Genomic DNA, 19,433 nt, shown 5'->3' with positions numbered 1-19,433 from the left:
TTTTTGAGACAAGAGAGCATGTATGCTTCAAATTTAAAAAATACTCGTCATGCTTCAAGTTGCATGTGCTGCGATTACGGGGTACACGGTCCATCCATGGGCCTCACCCTTGACGGGTTTGTTACTCATCCCTGCCACTTACTGAAGTCAAGCTTCTGGGGATTCTCTCGCTTGTCCTGCAACTCGAAGTATGACGAATATATTAACCTCATTGACTAATATTCAGTGAGTTGCCTTTCTGATGGCTTGATCAAGGTCGTTAATGATATCTTCGGGATCCTCCAGACCTACTGACAGTCGAATAAGGCCATCGGTAATACCTGCTTCAAGCCGTTCCTCTGGTGCAAAAGGCGAATGTGTCATAGACGCAGGATGCTGAATGAGGGTTTCGGTATCACCGAGGCTGACTGCGAGGAGGCATAATTCTACAGAGTTGATCATACGTCTGCCAGTCTCAAGACCTCCGGCGATTTCAAAGCTGATTACGCCTCCCGGAAGACTCATCTGTTTTTTGCCCAATATATATTGTGGGTGGGAAGGTAGACCCGGATACCAGACCTGAGTAATTGCCGGATGAGACGCAAGGTAATGGGCAATTCTCAACGCATTCTGACAATGGTGCTCCATACGTATTCCCAGGGTTTTTACCCCACGTAATGTTAGCCAGGCGTCGAAAGGACTCAGGCATCCACCGGTAATATCCTTCAGACCGACAAATCGAGCCTGATCGATAAACTCCTGCTTGCCGATAATAACACCACCAATAACATCACCATGACCATTGATATATTTTGTTAAACTATGAATGACAATATCTGCCCCAAGGGTTAGTGGCTGCTGGCAATAAGGTGACATAAAAGTATTATCGACAATTAATATAACCCCACTTTGATGGGCAATATCAGCAACAGCCGCAATATCCACCAAAGACAGTGTCGGATTAGCCGGTGTTTCAATATAAATGACTTTCGTTTCCTGGCGTAGTGCTGCAACAATTTCCTCTGGTTTTGAGGCATTAACAAAACTGACATTAATACCAAATTTGGGAATGCTATGCTGTAAAAACGCATGAGTACAACCGTATATAGCACTGGCGGAAATAATATGATCCCCTTGCTGGCATAAAGTCAGCAACGTTGTGGTAATTGCTGAAATTCCTGATGCAGTCGCAAGTGCCGCTTCTCCCTGTTCTAATACTGCGAGTTTTTTCTCCAGGGCATCGACTGTTGGGTTGCCTAAACGCGTATAAATGTAGCCTGGCTCTTCCAGCGCAAAACGAGCAGCTCCTTGTTCGGCACTATCAAAGACAAAAGTAGACGTCTGAAAAATAGGCATACTCAAAGCGCCTGTTGAGGGATCAGGCTGCTGCCCAGCATGGACGATTCGGGTATTTATTCCATAATTTTGATTGTGGTTCATCTGCTCACCTGTCATCGAAAATAAAAAGGTCTTACTGGCTTAGCAAGCTCTGTGCCAGGTGAGTATTTGTTTTTAATCAGTGAGTTAATACTTATTATTTTCAACCAGCTGTCAGGAAACTTGCCAAGTGGCAAAAAAATTTCCAACAGAATTTATGGGTGTGAGTATTTATGACAGGGAATTGCGAGGCGATATGCAGAGTAGAATATTGCCTGCTGTCAGGAATAAAACGCTGCCGTAGAATCGCTGGCAAGCCGGAACAATCCGGTGAGGCGCAATGTTGCGGGGGCTTAATCCCTGGTGGCATTGGTTGCTGGAGAGAGAAAACCCCCGCACGTTGCAGGTATGCACCTGACAACACCACGGGGGCTAATCTTGACTCTAGACCATTCAAGAATAGCCGCGAAACGTTGTCATTACAACACAGGCGGCTATATGACGCTCGCAGAACTGGGCATGGCCTTCTGGCATGATTTAGCGGCTCCGGTCATCGCTGGCATTCTTGCCAGTTTGATCGTGAACTGGCTGAACAAGCGGAAGTAACGTGCCATGCGGGCGTCAGCTGCCGTAATGGCAATTTGCGCCCGGACCAGGCCGCAGGGGTGAAACTCTGCGGCCTTTTTCGTAAGAAAAATGCAACGGTTGCAAGCGGATAATATTCTGCGGAATGCACAGCACAGAGTGAAGAAGTGACGGATTCCGGAGCACAGAAACAGCCGTAGAATCAGCGGCAAGCCGGAAGAGTTCCGGTGAGGCGCAATGTTGCGGGGGCTTGATCCCTGGTGGCATTGGTTGCTGGAGAGAGAAAACCCCCGCATGTTGCAGGTATGCACCTGACAACACCACGGGGGCCATTCTTGCATCTAGACCATTCAAGAATAGCCGCGAAACGTTGTCATTACAACACAGGCGGCTATATGACGCTCGCAGAGCTGGGCATGGCCTTCTGGCATGATTTAGCGGCTCCGGTCATCGCTGGCATTCTTGCCAGTTTGATCGTGAACTGGCTGAACAAGCGGAAGTAACGTGCCATGCGGGCGTCAGCTGCCGTAATGGCAATTTGCGCCCGGACCAGGCCGCAGGGGTGAAACTCTGCGGCCTTTTTCGTAAGAAAAATGCAACGGTTGCAAGCGGATAATATTCTGCGGAATGCACAGCACAGAGTGAAGAAGTGACGGATTTCGTAGCACAAAAACGGTCGTAGAATCAGCGGCAAGCCGGAAAGGTTCCGGTGAGGCGCAATGTTGCGGGGGCTTGATCCCTGGTGGCATTGGTTGCTGGAGAGAGAAAACCCCCGCACGTTGCAGGTATTCACCTGACAACATCACGGGGGCCATTCTTGCATCCAAACAATACAAGAATAGCCGCGAAACGTTGTCATTACAACACAGGCGGCTATATGACGCTCGCAGAACTGGGCATGGCCTTCTGGCATGATTTAGCGGCTCCGGTCATTACTGGCATTCTTGCCAGTATGATCGTGAACTGGCTGAACAAGCGGAAGTAACGTGTCATGCGGGCGTCAGGCTGCCGTAATGGCAATTTGCGCCCGGACCAGGCCGCAGAGGTAAAACTCTGCGGCCTTTTTCGTTATTACTGTGGATAAGGCACCCAGTCGCCGCCGTTCAAACGAACATACGGTTTGTTCTGGTATTGAATCACCACTGCGTTTGAGTTCTCGGATACAGGGGCCGTCTGTGGCAAGCCACTGGTGAGTTTTTTCCAGTCCACATTGTCTTCGGTGAAAATCTTGCCATCAAGAACGCGAACCACCAGATCGGAGATAGCCAGGAAGCTGCTCGGTTGGTCAATAACAATCGGCGCACCCTGATGGGGTGATTTCATACCGAAGAATTTCACACCAACAGGCACATCAGTGATCGATGGGCTGGGAATATCACGCAGTCCTGAAACCTGCATTCTGTCCCCTTTCAGAGCGCCACCGTGTTCCGGCACCACCACTACCATCACTTTGCGTCCCGATTTCTCCAGTTCAGTGAAGAAGGCATCCAGTTCATCAAAGAATTTCTGCGCTCGCGCTTTGTAATCTGCTGTTTTGCTGACGCCCGGATAATGGTTGCCATCATGTAGCGGCAGTGTGTTGTAGAACGTGGCACTGCGGGTATTTTTGTCTTTCCCGGTGACCTCCAGCCAGCGATTAAGTACCGCTGTATCGTCATAGACTGGCGAGCCATCAAAGCCCAGTAAAATGACGGGAAGATTAGTTTGATCCATCAGCTCTGTTTGCATCCCTCCATTTTCACGGACTTCTTTCAGGAAGCCGCCAAATTGACCGTTATGTCCCATCATTAAGTGCTGGGTAAAGCCAAGTTTCGAAAGATTATCAAACAGATAGCAGTCATTGTTTGCTGGTTGATACAGATTGGTATGTGACGGTTGACCACAACTGGCACGTAGTAAACGAATTGCTGCCGGGCCGCTATACGACGTTGCTGAGTTGAAATTCTTAAACTCAATATCAAAATGCGACCATAACGGATGTGACATTAATCCTGCAGCTTCAATATCCGACCATGAGAGCGAGCAGATATTGATCACCAGCAGTTCAAACGGCTGAGCATCAGCCGGAAGCGCTGATGGGAATGTTGATTTACGTTTCGCCTCGGCATTATAGAAATTATTCAGCCAGGTATTGAGATTTGCCGTTGTCGGCGGTGCAGTTTGCGCTGGCATATCACCGACCACCGGAGCGCCACCCGTGGCTGCGACAGTCGCTGCGGCATTACCCCCTGTGGTGGTTACTGTCGTGGTAGGTTGACCGGCAGGCCATAAGGAGAAACTTGGGCCTGCCAGTGTCAGGACATTCAGCCATACCAGAATAGCAACCACAAAAACAGTAATACGGATCCACTGTGACAGGAAAAGCCACGCGATAAACAACACAAATACCGCACCTATCATCTGCCAGTTAATGAAACGCGTAACCAGGTCAATCAAATAATCGGTACTGAAACCCGCGACCTGTGAGCCCTGGCTCATAATACTTTCCGGGCCTGGTAACCATGTATCATGCCAGAACAACGCAAAACCAATCGGAAGAGCGATCCAATGGCGAAGGCGATGCAGGCTATAGCGTGGAATAGGCATTAACAAAAAGGCGGCAAACACCAGGTTGAGTAGCGGATGGAAGTTGAGATAACCCGCCCAAAGCAGACCGAACTTCACCAGAAAGTAGAAATTCCAGCCAGAAAGCCCGCGCCAGTACTGCCAAAGGGAAGATGGCATGGTTACATTATGAGTATGTTGAGTCATTTTTTGGTGGTCCTGACTTTAACCGTGCGGCTTAACGTTCCGGCTGGTTTGACATAACGAGGTCGGGCAAAGAATAACCGTGCGGTATCCCGCACTCGGCGTAATGAATGGCGCGCCAGATAACCCAGCGGGAAAAAAATCAGCGCACAAACTATAACAATTTCAATAATATCGCTGATATTCATCATGATGATTGTTCCACCGTATCATCCAATAAGCGCATGGGTTCCGGGATGCGTCGCCAGTTTCGTCCGTCATGTTCAGCGTTAATCACCGGGCTGGATGTTTGCGTTAATGGCAGAGGCGTTCCCCACTGTTCCGGTGCCAGAAGCCGCATTTGTACCAGCTCGGCTGTGATCTGGTCATCTTCAAACCAGACCATACGGTTAGAGAAAATGTCGCCCGTAGGTAGCGGGAAAATATGATTCAGGGCCGTATCGAGGTCATTGACCCGACAGAACGATAAAAATAGTACCAGTCGGTTACCACCAATCGTCATAATATCGCCAGTACGATTCGGACGGCATAGTGTCAGCGCTTGCTCAACACGAATTCCCGGTACCGGACGCAGAGCCACCAGCACGCCTTTGCCATGGGCTGGCAGCAACGTATTGTTCATCATGTTATTGACCGCCTCGCAGAACACATCCCACTTCTGAAAACCACGTAGTTTCAGCGGTTGCGTCATCGACAACAACGTAGTGATATCTTCGGGTACATAGCGACTGAATTGCTGCCCCTGAACGCTTTCGATCATTGTCAGGCAGCGCGAAAGAGGGGCATTCCACGGAATCACCATATTAGCGCCACAGCCAAGTAACAGACGTTCATCAGTGGCTCGCAGACTGGCGATATTCTCCCGTACGAGAATCTTCATGGCGCTGCCGCGTTGGCGACGAAGGGTATGGATGCTACGTGCCAGCGGTTCAATTTGACTGTTTTGCTGTAGAGAGAAAACAACTGTGGCGGCCTGCGCGGTACGCGCTTCGTTAAACAGGGCTTCGTTGTTGTCGAACACTTTCCAGTGCTCGGATAACGGTGGCGCACCCTCCAGCACTGCGACATTACTGAGAATAGTCTTTTCATCGCTACGCGGTTGAATCGCTGCTTCTTCTTGTTGCGCAAGTTCCCACTTACCATTTTTGTGTTCAACGGTAAGTTGCTGGCGGGCGCTCACGCCTTTTTCATTACACCAATAAGCAATATCCAGCAGATGCTGATCGCCCAGAAAACGTAAACTGGCGAGGCCGTAAAGGGAGCGATACTCCTCCATCAGCAGTGAAAATTGTTTATCGTTATTATTTCCGGGGTTAAAGATTAAAAGTGAACATTGATGGAATCTGCTCCATTTATTCATTTTCTCCAGCCAAAGCCTCAGACGCTCTGCGGGAATGTTTTGCCAGGCATTATTTGCGCAAACAAGAATAAAAAGGTAATTGTGAGGATCAACAGAACAAAGTAAATCGCGGGGCATAAAGTATAGCCCCCTTTCTGAATTTGGCATGGAAAATAATTTTATTTTTTCCGGGCCTTGAGATTCTTCTAATTTGAATAATTTCTGTGGTTCGCTACCCATGCTAATGGCCGCGACTTTCGCGGTTTCTGTCTGAGAAACAATCGTTTGATTCGCCAGGCTGATGGCATCTTCAATGCGATCAGTATTCACCCACCAGACACCGCCGGTTGGCATATGGCGTAGTTCATCCCATAAAGATGAGATACCTATAGAGAATACGGGGTTCACAGCGTCCCTCTTATCACCATTTTGTCTGATTATCAGTTTACTAGCGAAAGCTAAGAAATAAACCTACCATTGAAATTAAAAGTTATCAGATTTAGCATGTGAATCAATTCGGCAGGCAGGAAGCCTTGTAGTTCCTGCTTTTCTGTTTTTAACTTTTATTTTTTACAAAACTGAAGTTAAAAAACGAGCGAACCTTCAAATCGCGGTTATACATTAAAAAGAGCGGACTGCTGGAAGATGAAATTATCTACAGCATGGCGAGTATATTCCAAAGAGAACGACCCAAATGAATAACAACGAACCGGATGCTCTGCCTGATTCCGCATTAGGCTACACCTTTCAAAATGATTTTCTGGCGCTAAGTAAGGCTTTTTCTCTGCCAGAAATTGATTACGCCGATATCTCCCAACGGGAACAGTTGGCGGCGGCATTAAAGCGTTGGCCTTTGTTGGCTGAATTTGCGCAACAAAAGTAGGGGAGTCGTGAATGGCCGTACTGGGATTACAGGGGGTGCGGGGAGGTGTTGGCACCACATCCATCACCGCGGCGTTAGCCTGGTCGTTACAGACACTCGGGGAAAATGTACTGGTTATTGATGCCAGCCCTGATAACTTACTGCGCCTGCTATTTAATGTTGATTTCGCTCATCGTAACGGTTGGGCCAGGGCACTGTTGGACGGACAGGACTGGCGTGACGCCGGGTTACGTTACACATCTCAATTACACCTGTTGCCCTATGGACAACTGAGCGCTGAAGAGCGCGAAACGCCGCAGGCATGGCAAGAGCGCCTTGGGGGGATAATCGCTGGCCTCCAGCAAATTAAAGAGAGTGGTCGCTATTCATGGATTTTGCTCGATTTACCCGATGACGCCTCACCATTAACGCGGCAATTAGTGCATTTGTGCAACCATACACTGGCGATCGTTAACGTCGACACAAACTGTCATATTCGGCTGCATCAGCAGCAGCTGCCAACCGGTACGCATATTTTGATTAATGATTTCCGTGTTGGTAGCCAGATTCAGGACGATCTCTATCAAGTGTGGTTGCAGAGCCAGCGTCGCTTATTGCCGATGGTGATTCATCGTGATGAAGCGATGGCAGAGTGCATGGCGGCGAAACAACCCATTGGGGAATATCGTAGTGATTCACTGGCTGCAGAAGAGATCATGACCCTGGCAAACTGGTGTTTATTGCACTATTCCGGTTTGAAAACGGCTGGACAGCAAACGCCTGTCGGGAGCGTATCATGAGTATCCTGTCCCGGTGGTTGCTAATCCCGCCGGTCAACGCGCGTCTGGTTGAGCGTTATCGGGATTATCGCCGACATGGCGCTTCTTCCTTTAGCGCGGCACTTGCCTGCTTCTGGGTTATTCTGGCGTGGATTTTTATTCCACTGGAACATCCGCGCTGGCAACTGATCCGCGCTGAGCACAAAACGCTTTATCCTCACATTAATGCTTCGCGTCCGAGACCATTAGATCCACTGCGTTATACCATTCAGACGTTGTGGTTGATGGCCAGTTCATCGCGTACTCCACGCCAGAAAACACGCTGGCAAGGTTTCTCGCATCTGAAAGGTTTACGTGAACGCTATCATCAGTGGATGGATAATTTACCTGAACGTTTCAGTCATAACACGCAACATCTTGATGAGAAAAAAGAACTGGGGCATCTGAGCCCTGGTGCGCGGCGTTTTATTCTTGGAATAATCGTCACCTTCTCGCTGATTCTGGCACTGATTTGCATCACCCAGCCGTTTAACCCGCTGTCGCAGTTTATCTTCCTGATGCTGCTATGGGGCGTAGCGCTGATGGTTCGACGTATGCCAGGGCGTTTCTCGGCGCTGATGCTGATTGTGCTGTCGCTGACCGTCTCTTGTCGTTATATCTGGTGGCGCTACACTTCGACGTTGAACTGGGATGATCCGGTCAGCCTGGTGTGCGGGCTTATTCTACTGTTCGCTGAAACGTACGCGTGGATTGTGCTGGTGCTCGGCTACTTCCAGGTGGTATGGCCGCTGAATCGTCAGCCAGTACCACTGCCGAAAGATATGTCGCTATGGCCGTCGGTGGATATCTTTGTCCCGACTTACAACGAAGATCTCAACGTGGTGAAAAATACGATTTACGCCTCGCTGGGTATCGACTGGCCGAAAGACAAGCTGAACATCTGGATCCTTGATGACGGCGGCAGGGAAGAGTTTCGCCAGTTTGCGCAAAACGTGGGGGTGAAATATATCGCCCGTACCACTCATGAACATGCGAAAGCGGGCAACATCAACAATGCGCTGAAATATGCCAAAGGCGAGTTCGTGTCGATTTTCGACTGCGACCACGTGCCGACGCGCTCATTCCTGCAAATGACCATGGGCTGGTTCCTGAAAGAAAAACAACTGGCGATGATGCAGACGCCGCATCACTTCTTCTCGCCGGACCCGTTTGAACGTAACCTGGGGCGTTTTCGTAAAACGCCGAACGAAGGCACGCTGTTTTATGGTCTGGTGCAGGATGGCAACGATATGTGGGATGCCACTTTCTTCTGCGGTTCCTGTGCGGTGATTCGCCGTAAGCCGCTGGATGAGATTGGCGGCATTGCTGTCGAAACCGTGACCGAAGATGCGCACACCTCTCTGCGTCTGCACCGTCGCGGCTACACCTCTGCATATATGCGTATTCCGCAGGCGGCAGGGCTGGCGACCGAAAGTCTGTCGGCGCATATCGGTCAGCGTATTCGCTGGGCGCGAGGGATGGTGCAAATCTTCCGTCTCGATAACCCGCTTACCGGTAAAGGGCTGAAATTCGCCCAGCGACTGTGCTACGTCAACGCCATGTTCCATTTCTTGTCGGGCATTCCACGGCTTATCTTTCTGACTGCGCCGCTGGCTTTCCTGCTACTTCATGCCTACATCATCTACGCGCCAGCGTTGATGATCGCTCTGTTTGTGCTGCCGCATATGATTCACGCCAGCCTGACCAACTCGAAGATTCAGGGCAAATATCGCCACTCCTTCTGGAGTGAAATCTACGAAACGGTACTGGCGTGGTATATCGCGCCACCGACGTTGGTAGCGCTGATTAACCCACATAAAGGCAAATTTAACGTCACCGCCAAAGGTGGACTGGTGGAAGAAGAGTACGTCGACTGGGTGATCTCACGACCCTACATTTTCCTGGTACTGCTCAACCTGGTTGGGATTGCGGTCGGTATCTGGCGTTACTTCTACGGCCCTCCGACTGAAATGCTCACTGTCATCGTCAGTATGGTGTGGGTGTTCTACAACCTGATTATTCTCGGTGGTGCGGTAGCGGTATCGGTAGAAAGTAAACAGGTACGTCGTTCGCACCGTGTAGAAATGACCATGCCGGGAGCGATAGCACGGGAAGATGGTCATCTTTTCTCATGCACCGTTCACGACTTCTCTGACGGTGGGTTAGGGATCAAGATCAACGGTCAGGCGCAGGTTCTGGAAGGGCAGAAGGTGAATCTGCTGCTTAAACGTGGTCAGCAAGAGTACGTCTTTCCGACGCAAGTCGCACGCGTGATCGGCAACGAAGTTGGGCTGCAATTAATGCCACTGACCACCCAGCAACATATTGATTTTGTACAGTGTACGTTTGCCCGTGCGGATACATGGGCACTCTGGCAGGACAGCTACCCGGAAGATAAACCGCTGGAAAGTCTGCTGGATATTCTGAAGCTCGGCTTCCGTGGCTACCGCCATCTGGCGGAGTTTGCGCCTTCTTCGGTGAAGGGCATTTTCCGTGCGCTGACTTCTCTGGTTTCCTGGGTTGTTTCGTTTATTCCGCGCCGCCCGGCGCGGAGCGAAACGGTACAACCATCGGATCAGGCTTTGGCTCAACAATGATGATAACGCGATGAAAAGAAAACTATTCTGGATTTGTGCAGTGGCTATGGGAATGAGTGCGTTCCCCTCTTTCATGACGCAGGCGATGCCAGCAACGCAACCACTGATCAATGCTGAGCCAGCTGTACCCGCCCAGGCGGAGCAAAATCCGCAGGTAGGGCAGGTGATGCCAGGTGTGCAGGGAGCGGATGCCCCCATCGTGGCGCAGAACGGCCCGTCGCGCGATGTCAAATTGTCGTTCGCGCAAATAGCACCGCCACCGGGTAGCATGGTGCTACGTGGTATCAACCCGAACGGCAGCATTGAGTTTGGTATGCGCAGCGATGAAGTAGTAACGAAAGCGATGCTTAACCTCGAATACACGCCATCGCCATCGTTACTGCCTGTCCAGTCACAGTTAAAAGTTTATCTCAATGATGAACTGATGGGCGTGCTGCCAGTGACCAAAGAACAGCTGGGTAAAAAGACGCTTGCGCAAATACCCATTAACCCTCTGTTTATTACCGACTTCAACCGTGTGCGGCTGGAGTTTGTCGGCCATTATCAGGACGTATGCGAAAACCCGGCCAGCACCACGCTTTGGCTGGATGTTGGACGTAGCAGTGGACTGGATCTGACCTATCAGACCCTGAATGTGAAGAATGACCTGTCACACTTCCCGGTGCCATTCTTTGACCCGCGTGATAACCGCACCAACACCTTACCGATGGTCTTTGCGGGTGCGCCAGATACTGGATTGCAACAAGCATCAGCTATTGTCGCCTCGTGGTTTGGTTCGCGTTCTGGTTGGCGTGGACAGAACTTCCCGGTGCTCTATAACCAACTGCCGGATCGCAATGCCATTGTTTTTGCCACTAATGACAAACGCCCGGACTTCCTGCGCGATCATCCGGCGGTAAAAGCCCCGGTGATTGAGATGATTAACCATCCGCAGAATCCTTACGTCAAACTGCTGGTGGTGTTTGGTCGTGACGACAAAGACCTGTTGCAGGCAGCGAAAGGTATCGCTCAGGGTAACATTCTGTTCCGTGGTGAAAGCGTGGTAGTGAATGAAGTGAAACCGCTGCTACCGCGTAAGCCGTACGATGCGCCGAACTGGGTGCGTACCGATCGTCCGGTCACCTTTGGTGAACTGAAAACCTATGAAGAACAGTTACAATCCAGCGGTCTTGAGCCAGCAGCGATTAATGTTTCGCTAAACCTGCCGCCGGATCTCTACCTGATGCGCAGTACCGGCATTGATATGGATATTAATTACCGCTATACCATGCCGCCGGTGAAAGACAGCTCGCGGATGGATATCAGCCTGAATAACCAGTTCCTGCAATCCTTCAACCTGAGCAGCAAACAGGAGGCGAACCGCCTGCTGCTGCGTATTCCGGTATTACAAGGTCTGCTGGATGGCAAAACGGATGTCTCTATTCCGGCGCTGAAACTGGGCGCGACCAACCAGCTGCGTTTCGACTTTGAGTATATGAACCCGATGCCGGGCGGTTCGGTGGATAACTGCATTACCTTCCAGCCGGTGCAGAATCATGTGGTGATTGGTGATGACTCCACCATCGACTTCTCGAAGTATTACCACTTCATCCCGATGCCGGATCTGCGCGCCTTTGCTAACGCGGGCTTCCCGTTCAGCCGGATGGCGGATCTGTCGCAAACCATCACCGTGATGCCGAAAACGCCAAACGAAGCACAGATGGAAACCTTGCTGAATACTGTTGGTTTTATCGGCGCACAGACGGGCTTCCCGGCGATTAACCTGACGGTGACCGATGATGGCAGCACCATTCAGGGCAAAGATGCCGACATCATGATCGTCGGTGGTATCCCGGACAAATTAAAAGACGACAAGCAGATCGACCTGTTGGTGCAGGCTACCGAAAGCTGGGTGAAAACGCCGATGCGCCAGACCCCGTTCCCCGGCATTGTGCCGGACGAGAGTGATCGCGCGGCAGAAACCCAGTCAACGCTGACCTCTTCTGGTGCGATGGCGGCGGTGATTGGCTTCCAGTCGCCGTATAACGGCCAGCGCAGCGTGATTGCGCTACTGGCAGACAGCCCACGCGGTTATGAAATGCTTAACGATGCGGTGAACGATAGCGGCAAACGCGCCACCATGTTTGGTTCGGTAGCGGTGATTCGTGAATCTGGTGTGAACAGCCTGCGTGTTGGCGACGTCTATTACGTTGGTCATCTGCCGTGGTTCGAACGCTTATGGTATGCGCTGGCAAATCATCCGATTCTGCTGGCGGTGCTGGCGGCAATCAGCGTCGTGTTGCTGGCCTGGGTACTGTGGCGTTTGCTGCGTATTATCAGCCGTCGTCGTCTTAACCCGGATCATGAGTAATAGAAAATGAAAGTTATGCGTTGTGGAATCGTGATGATACTGATGCTGGCTGCCTTTAGTGTTCAGGCGGCCTGTACCTGGCCTGCCTGGGAGCAGTTCAAAAAGGATTATATCAGTCAGGAAGGGCGCGTCATTGACCCCAGCGACGCGCGCAAAATCACCACCTCCGAAGGGCAAAGTTATGGCATGTTCTTTGCCCTGGCGGCTAACGACCGTGCAGCTTTCGATAATCTTCTCGACTGGACGCAGAACAATCTCGCTCAGGGTTCTTTAAAAGAACGTTTGCCCGCCTGGCTGTGGGGCAAGAAAGAGAACAGTAAGTGGGAAGTGCTGGACAGTAATTCGGCCTCCGATGGTGATGTCTGGATGGCCTGGTCATTGCTGGAGGCGGGGCGTTTGTGGAAAGAGCAGCGTTATACCGACATCGGCAGCGCGTTGCTAAAACGTATCGCGCGGGAGGAAGTGGTGACGGTGCCTGGGCTGGGTTCCATGTTGTTGCCGGGCAAAGTGGGATTTGCTGAGGATAACAGCTGGCGTTTTAACCCCAGCTACCTGCCGCCGACGCTGGCGCAGTATTTCACCCGCTTTGGTGCGCCGTGGACCACGCTGCGCGAAACCAATCAACGTTTATTGCTGGAAACCGCCCCGAAAGGCTTTTCACCAGACTGGGTGCGTTATGAGAAAGACAAAGGTTGGCAGCTAAAAGCTGAAAAAACATTGATCAGCAGCTACGACGCGATCCGCGTTTACATGTGGGTAGGCATGATGCCTGACAGCGATCCGCAAAAAGCGCGGATGCTCAACCGATTTAAACCGATGGCGACATTTACTGAGAAAAATGGTTATCCGCCGGAAAAAGTCGATGTAGCTACGGGGAAAGCGCAGGGTAAAGGACCGGTCGGTTTTTCTGCCGCTATGCTGCCCTTTTTACAAAACCGCGATGCGCAGTCTGTTCAGCGTCAACGTGTCGCCGATAATTTTCCCGGCAGCGATGCCTATTACAACTATGTGCTGACTCTGTTCGGACAGGGCTGGGATCAGCACCGTTTTCGTTTTTCTTCAAAAGGTGAGTTATTACCTGACTGGGGCCAGGAATGCGCAAATTCACACTAAATTTTCTCACTCTTTCGCTTGGTCTTACGCTGATGCCGCTGGCAGTGGCGGCACCAACCGCTCAACAACAGTTACTGGAACAGGTACGGTTGGGCGAAGCGACACATCGTGAAGACCTGGTGCAGCAGTCGTTGTATCGGCTGGAGCTTATCGATCCGAATAACCCGGAAGTGATTGCTGCCCGTTTTCGTTCTCTGTTACGTCAGGGCGATATTAATGGTGCGCAAAAACAGCTTGATCGGTTGTCACAGTTAGCGCCGAGTTCAAATGCGTATAAATCGTCGCGGACCACAATGTTACTGTCTACGCCGGATGGTCGTCAGGCACTGCAACAGGCAAGATTGCAGGCGACTACCGGTCATGCAGAAGAAGCTGTGGCGAGTTACAACAAGCTGTTCAACGGTGCGCCGCCGGAAGGTGACATTGCCGTCGAGTACTGGAGTACGGTGGCGAAAATTCCGGCTCGCCGTGGCGAAGCGATTAATCAGCTAAAACGCATTAATGCGGATACGCCAGGCAATACAGGCCTGCAAAACAATCTGGCGCTATTGCTGTTTAGTAGCGATCGCCGTGATGAAGGTTTTGCTGTACTGGAGCAGATGGCGAAATCGAACGCCGGGCGCGAGGGAGCCTCTAAAATCTGGTACGGGCAGATTAAAGACATGCCTGTCAGCGATGCCAGCGTGCAGGCGCTGAAAAAATATCTCTCTATCTTTAGCGATGGCGACAGCGTAGCTGCTGCGCAATCGCAACTGGCAGAACAGCAAAAACAGCTGGACGACCCTGCTTTCCGCGCTCGTGTGCAAGGTTTAGCGGCAGTGGACTCTGGCATGGCGGGTAAAGCCATTCCCGAACTACAACAGGCAGTGCGGGCGAACCCGAAAGACAGTGAGGCACTGGGGGCGCTGGGCCAGGCGTATTCTCAGAAAGGCGATCGCGCCAATGCGGTGGCGAATCTGGAAAAAGCCCTCGCCCTGGATCCGCACAGCAGCAACAACGACAAATGGAACAGTCTGCTGAAAGTAAACCGCTACTGGCTGGCGATCCAGCAGGGTGATGCCGCGCTGAAAGCCAATAATCCTGACCGGGCAGAACGCCTGTTCCAGCAGGCGCGTAATGTCGATAACACCGACAGCTATGCAGTGCTGGGGCTGGGCGATGTGGCGATGGCGCGCAAAGATTATCCCGCCGCTGAACGCTATTACCAGCAGACGCTGCGTATGGACAGTAGCAACACTAACGCCGTGCGCGGGCTGGCGAATATTTACCGCCAGCAGTCGCCAGAAAAAGCCGAAGCGTATATCGCTTCGCTCTCTGTCAGCCAGCGGCGCAGCATTGATGATATCGAACGTAGCCTGCAAAACGATCGTCTGGCACAGCAGGCAGAGGCACTGGAAAACCAGGGCAAATGGGGGCAGGCAGCAGCACTTCAGCGGCAACGACTGGCGCTGGACCCCGGCAGCGTGTGGATTACTTACCGACTTTCGCAGGATCTCTGGCAGGCCGGACAACGCAGCCAGGCCGATACGTTAATGCGCAATCTGGCGCAGCAGAAGCCGAACGACCCCGAGCAGGTTTACGCTTACGGGCTGTATCTCTCAGGTCACGACCAGGACAGAGCGGCACTGGCGCATATCAACAGCCTGCCGCGCGCGCAGTGGAACAGCAATATTCAGGAGCTGGTTAATCGACTGCAAAGCGATCAGGTGCTGGAAACCGCTAATCGCCTGCGAGAAAGCGGTAAAGAGGCAGAAGCAGAAGCGATGCTGCGCCAGCAACCGCCTTCCTCGCGTATTGATCTGACGCTGGCTGACTGGGCGCAACAACGACGTGATTACGCCGCCGCCCGCGCTGCATATCAGAATGTCCTGACGCGGGAGCCAACTAACGCCGATGCCATTCTTGGTCTGACGGAAGTGGATATTGCTGCCGGTGACAAAGCGGCGGCACGTAGCCAGCTGGCGAAACTGCCCGCCACCGATAACGCCTCTCTGAACACACAGCGGCGCGTGGCGCTGGCGCAGGCGCAGCTTGGCGATACCGCAGCGGCGCAGCAGACGTTTAACAAGCTGATCCCGCAGGCAAAATCTCAGCCTCCGTCGATGGAAAGCGCGATGGTACTGCGCGACGGTGCGAGGTTTGAAGCGCAGGCGGGCGATCCAACGCAGGCGCTGGAAACCTACAAAGACGCGATGGTTGCATCCGGTGTGACCACGACGCGTCCGCAGGATAACGACACCTTTACCCGGCTGACCCGTAACGACGAGAAAGATGACTGGCTGAAACGCGGCGTGCGCAGCGATGCGGCAGATCTCTACCGCCAGCAGGATCTTAACGTCACCCTTGAGCATGATTATTGGGGATCAAGCGGCACCGGTGGTTACTCCGATCTGAAAGCGCACACCACTATGTTGCAGGTGGACTCGCCATATTCTGACGGGCGGATGTTCTTTCGCAGTGATTTCGTCAATATGAACGTCGGCAGTTTCTCCACTAATGCCGATGGCAAATGGAATGACAACTGGGGCACCTGTACGTTGCACGACTGTAGTGGCAACCGCAGCCAGTCGGATTCTGGTGCCAGCGTGGCGGTCGGCTGGCGCAACGACACCTGGAGCTGGGATATCGGCACCACGCCGATGGGCTTCAACGTGGTGGATGTGGTTGGCGGCATTAGTTACAGCGATGATATCGGGCCGATTGGTTACACCGTTAACGCCCATCGTCGGCCCATCTCCAGTTCTTTGCTGGCCTTTGGCGGGCAAAAAGACTCCCCGAGCAATACCGGGAAAAAATGGGGCGGCGTGCGTGCCGACGGCGTAGGACTAAGCCTGAGTTACGATAAAGGTGAAGCAAACGGCGTCTGGGCATCGCTTAGCGGCGACCAGTTAACCGGTAAAAATGTCGAAGATAACTGGCGCGTGCGCTGGATGACGGGCTATTACTATAAGATCATCAACCAGAATAATCGCCGTGTGACAATCGGCCTGAACAACATGATCTGGCATTACGACAAAGACCTGAGTGGGTACTCACTTGGTCAGGGCGGCTACTACAGTCCACAGGAATACCTGTCATTTGCAGTGCCGGTGATGTGGCGTGAGCGGACGGAAAACTGGTCGTGGGAACTTGGTGCTTCAGGCTCGTGGTCGCATTCGCGCACCAAAACCATGCCGCGGTATCCGCTGATGAATCTGATCCCGACTGACTGGCAGGAAGAAGCTGCGCGGCAATCCAACGATGGCGGCAGCAGTCAGGGCTTTGGCTATACGGCGCGGGCATTACTTGAGCGTCGCGTCACATCCAACTGGTTTGTCGGTACGGCAATTGATATCCAGCAAGCGAAGGATTACACGCCCAGCCACTTCCTGCTCTACGTGCGGTATTCAGCCGCCGGATGGCAGGGTGACATGGATTTACCGCCGCAGCCGCTGATACCTTACGCCGACTGGTAAGTTTTCAGATAGCGCCTCTCTTAATGCCGCTACGATCAGGTATACTCGGGCGGCAGTCTGGGATTTCCGGAGGGAGACAATTTGCGCGTTAGTCGTTCGTTAACAATCAAGCAGATGGCAGTGGTTGCGGCCGTTGTCCTGGTGTTTGTCTTTGTTTTTTGCACCGTTTTGCTGTTCCACCTGGTCCAGCAGAATCGCTATAACACGGCTACGCAACTGGAAAGCATTGCTCGCTCTGTCCGCGAACCTTTATCCTCCGCCATTCTCAAGGGTGATATTCCCCAGGCGGAGGCCATTCTCTCAAGTATCAAACCTGCTGGCGTGGTCAGTCGCGCTGATGTGGTGCTGCCTAATCAGTTTCAGGCGCTGCGTAAGAGCTTTATCCCTGAACGCCCGGTGCCGGTAATGGTCACTCGGCTGTTTGAGCTACCGGTACAAATCTCGCTGGGCGTTTACTCGCTGGAACGCCCGGCTAACCCGCAGCCGATTGCTTATCTGGTATTACAGGCGGACTCCTTCCGCATGTACAAGTTTGTGATGAGCACCTTATCTACGTTAGTGACCATTTACTTACTTTTGTCGCTTATCCTGACCGTCGCCATCAGCTGGTGCATTAATCGACTGATTTTACATCCTTTACGTAATATCGCGCGTGAACTTAACGCCATTCCGCCACAGGAACTGATTGGTCACCAGTTGGCGTTACCACGGCTTCACCATGACGATGAAATCGGTTTACTGGTACGCAGTTACAACCTTAATCAGCAACTTATGCAACGCCATTATGAAGAGCAAAGCGAAAACGCGCTGCGCTTCCCGGTGTCTGATTTGCCAAACAAAGCGTTGCTAATGGAAATGCTGGAACAGGTGGTAGCGCGTAAACAAACCACCGCACTGATGATTATCACTTGTGAAACGCTACGTGATACTGCGGGTGTGCTGAAAGAAGCGCAACGGGAAATCCTGCTACTCACGCTGGTGGAGAAGTTGAAGTCAGTGTTGTCGCCACGCATGGTACTGGCGCAAATCAGCGGTTATGACTTTGCGGTGATCGCCAACGGTGTACAGGAGCCATGGCATGCTATTACTTTAGGTCAGCAAGTACTTACTATCATGAATGAACGCCTGCCGATTGAATCTATCCAACTGCGCCCCAGCGGCAGCATCGGTGTGGCGATGTTGCATGGTGATTTAAGCGCTGAGCAACTATATGGTCATGCGGTTTCGGCAGCATTTACCGCAATGCGTAAGGGCAAAAATCAAATTCAGTTCTTTGAACCAAAACAGATGGAAGCCGCCCAGCAACGGCTGACCGAAGAGAGCGATATTCTCAATGCTCTTGAAAATCATCAGTTTGCTCTCTGGTTACAACCGCAGGTTGATATGACCAGCGGTAAGGTGCTGAGCGCCGAAGTTTTATTGCGGATGCAACAGCCAGATGGAAGCTGGGAATTGCCTGATGGCCTTATTGAGCGCATTGAATCTTGTGGGCTAATGGTCACTGTGGGCCAGTGGGTGCTGGAGGAGTCTTGTCGCTTGCTTTCTGCCTGGCAGGAACGCGGGATAAATATGCCGCTATCGGTGAATCTTTCTGCTCTGCAATTAATGCACCCGAATATGGTGCCAGAGCTGCTTGGGTTACTGAGCCGCTACCGTGTACAACCGGGCATGTTAATTCTGGAAGTGACAGAAAGCCGCCGTATTGACGACCCACATGCTGCTGTAGCTATCCTGCGTCCGTTACGTAACGCCGGAGTGCGTATTGCGCTGGATGATTTTGGTATGGGCTACGCCGGGCTTCGTCAGTTACAGCATATGAAATCACTACCTGTCGATGTCCTGAAAATCGACAAGATGTTTGTTGAAGGCTTACCTGATGATGACAGCATGATCCGCGCCATCATTATGCTGGCGCAAAGCCTGGGCCTGGAAATGATTGCTGAAGGTGTGGAGACAGAAGCGCAACGCGACTGGCTGGCGAAGGCGGGAGTGGGTATCGCTCAGGGCTTCCTGTTTGCGCGAGCTGTGCCAATAGATTTGTTCGCTGAACGTTACCTGGACTGATTACAAAACTTTAAAAAGGTCTGGCTTATGCGAGCCAGATCAAATTTTTTAACATTCTTGTTTCAAGTATGATCCAGGTACATTTCTGATATGTTGTGTTGGTGTTATTTTAGGGCCGCAGGTACCCCATAACCTTACAAGACCTG

Annotated in this window: 14 protein-coding genes; 10 read left to right on the top strand and 4 right to left on the bottom strand. The window is 51.9% G+C overall.

Annotated elements, in window-relative coordinates; all coding sequences use genetic code 11:
- Window positions 1-222: 222 nt before the first annotated feature.
- Window positions 223-1,419, bottom strand: coding sequence for a methionine gamma-lyase (megL, locus tag K0335_RS07770; RefSeq protein ID WP_219393785.1), 1,197 nt, complete (start codon window positions 1,417-1,419; stop codon window positions 223-225).
- A 435-nt stretch (window positions 1,420-1,854) separates the two neighbouring features.
- Here megL and K0335_RS07765 point away from each other — a divergent pair, with 435 nt between their 5' ends.
- From K0335_RS07765 to K0335_RS07755, 3 genes are all read left to right on the top strand, one after another.
- Window positions 1,855-1,962, top strand: coding sequence for a type I toxin-antitoxin system toxin Ldr family protein (locus tag K0335_RS07765; protein ID WP_000170738.1), 108 nt, complete (start codon window positions 1,855-1,857; stop codon window positions 1,960-1,962).
- A 374-nt stretch (window positions 1,963-2,336) separates the two neighbouring features.
- Window positions 2,337-2,444: a type I toxin-antitoxin system toxin Ldr family protein gene (locus K0335_RS07760; RefSeq protein ID WP_000170738.1), complete on the top strand. Its 108-nt coding sequence runs from the start codon at window positions 2,337-2,339 to the stop codon at window positions 2,442-2,444.
- 374 nt (window positions 2,445-2,818) lie between these two features.
- Window positions 2,819-2,926 carry a type I toxin-antitoxin system toxin Ldr family protein gene (locus tag K0335_RS07755; protein ID WP_000170746.1) on the top strand — a complete coding sequence of 36 codons (108 nt, stop codon included), beginning with the start codon at window positions 2,819-2,821 and terminating at the stop codon, window positions 2,924-2,926.
- Window positions 2,927-3,012: 86 nt separating this feature from the next.
- On the opposite strand, the gene bcsG is transcribed toward K0335_RS07755, so the two are convergent.
- The 3 genes from bcsG to bcsE are packed head-to-tail and all read right to left on the bottom strand — an operon-like array spanning window position 3,013 to window position 6,436.
- Window positions 3,013-4,692 (bottom strand): cellulose biosynthesis protein BcsG, encoded by a 1,680-nt coding sequence (bcsG, locus tag K0335_RS07750; RefSeq protein ID WP_000192007.1) that lies wholly within the window; start codon window positions 4,690-4,692, stop codon window positions 3,013-3,015.
- Entirely contained in the window at window positions 4,689-4,880 is a 192-nt protein-coding gene (bcsF, locus tag K0335_RS07745; RefSeq protein ID WP_000981122.1) for a cellulose biosynthesis protein BcsF, read from the bottom strand. Before bcsF ends, bcsG begins: the two co-directional genes overlap by 4 nt.
- The gene (bcsE, locus tag K0335_RS07740) at window positions 4,877-6,436 is read right to left on the bottom strand and encodes a cellulose biosynthesis c-di-GMP-binding protein BcsE (protein WP_001070267.1); all 1,560 of its coding nucleotides are present in this window, start codon (window positions 6,434-6,436) and stop codon (window positions 4,877-4,879) included. The genes bcsF and bcsE overlap by 4 nt, the downstream gene beginning before the upstream one ends.
- Window positions 6,437-6,722: 286 nt before the next feature.
- Between bcsE and bcsR the strand changes: the two genes are divergently transcribed.
- The 7 genes from bcsR to hmsP all read left to right on the top strand — a co-directional run bounded on the left by bcsR (window position 6,723) and on the right by hmsP (window position 19,287).
- Window positions 6,723-6,911 carry a cellulose biosynthesis protein BcsR gene (gene bcsR / locus K0335_RS07735; protein WP_001063310.1) on the top strand — a complete coding sequence of 63 codons (189 nt, stop codon included), beginning with the start codon at window positions 6,723-6,725 and terminating at the stop codon, window positions 6,909-6,911.
- 11 nt (window positions 6,912-6,922) lie between these two features.
- Window positions 6,923-7,690, top strand: a complete 768-nt coding sequence (gene bcsQ, locus K0335_RS07730; RefSeq protein ID WP_000279500.1) for a cellulose biosynthesis protein BcsQ — start codon at window positions 6,923-6,925, stop codon at window positions 7,688-7,690.
- A complete protein-coding gene (gene bcsA, locus K0335_RS07725) occupies window positions 7,687-10,305 on the top strand; it encodes a UDP-forming cellulose synthase catalytic subunit (protein ID WP_000025817.1) in 2,619 nt (872 codons plus the stop codon). The genes bcsQ and bcsA overlap by 4 nt, the downstream gene beginning before the upstream one ends.
- A gap of 10 nt (window positions 10,306-10,315) precedes the next feature.
- Window positions 10,316-12,655 (top strand): cellulose biosynthesis cyclic di-GMP-binding regulatory protein BcsB, encoded by a 2,340-nt coding sequence (bcsB, locus tag K0335_RS07720; protein WP_219393784.1) that lies wholly within the window; start codon window positions 10,316-10,318, stop codon window positions 12,653-12,655.
- Window positions 12,656-12,661: 6 nt separating this feature from the next.
- Window positions 12,662-13,768 (top strand): cellulose synthase complex periplasmic endoglucanase BcsZ, encoded by a 1,107-nt coding sequence (gene bcsZ / locus K0335_RS07715; protein WP_000867111.1) that lies wholly within the window; start codon window positions 12,662-12,664, stop codon window positions 13,766-13,768.
- A complete protein-coding gene (gene bcsC / locus K0335_RS07710) occupies window positions 13,750-17,223 on the top strand; it encodes a cellulose synthase complex outer membrane protein BcsC (protein ID WP_219393783.1) in 3,474 nt (1,157 codons plus the stop codon). Before bcsZ ends, bcsC begins: the two co-directional genes overlap by 19 nt.
- An 81-nt stretch (window positions 17,224-17,304) precedes the next feature.
- Window positions 17,305-19,287 carry a biofilm formation regulator HmsP gene (gene hmsP / locus K0335_RS07705; protein ID WP_104920200.1) on the top strand — a complete coding sequence of 661 codons (1,983 nt, stop codon included), beginning with the start codon at window positions 17,305-17,307 and terminating at the stop codon, window positions 19,285-19,287.
- Window positions 19,288-19,433: the final 146 nt, after the last annotated feature.

It is taken from the genome of Escherichia sp. GZ89, from assembly GCF_019366485.1.
In the GTDB taxonomy this organism is placed as follows: domain Bacteria; phylum Pseudomonadota; class Gammaproteobacteria; order Enterobacterales; family Enterobacteriaceae; genus Escherichia; species Escherichia fergusonii.
This window is presented reverse-complemented; position numbering and strand designations above follow the sequence as displayed.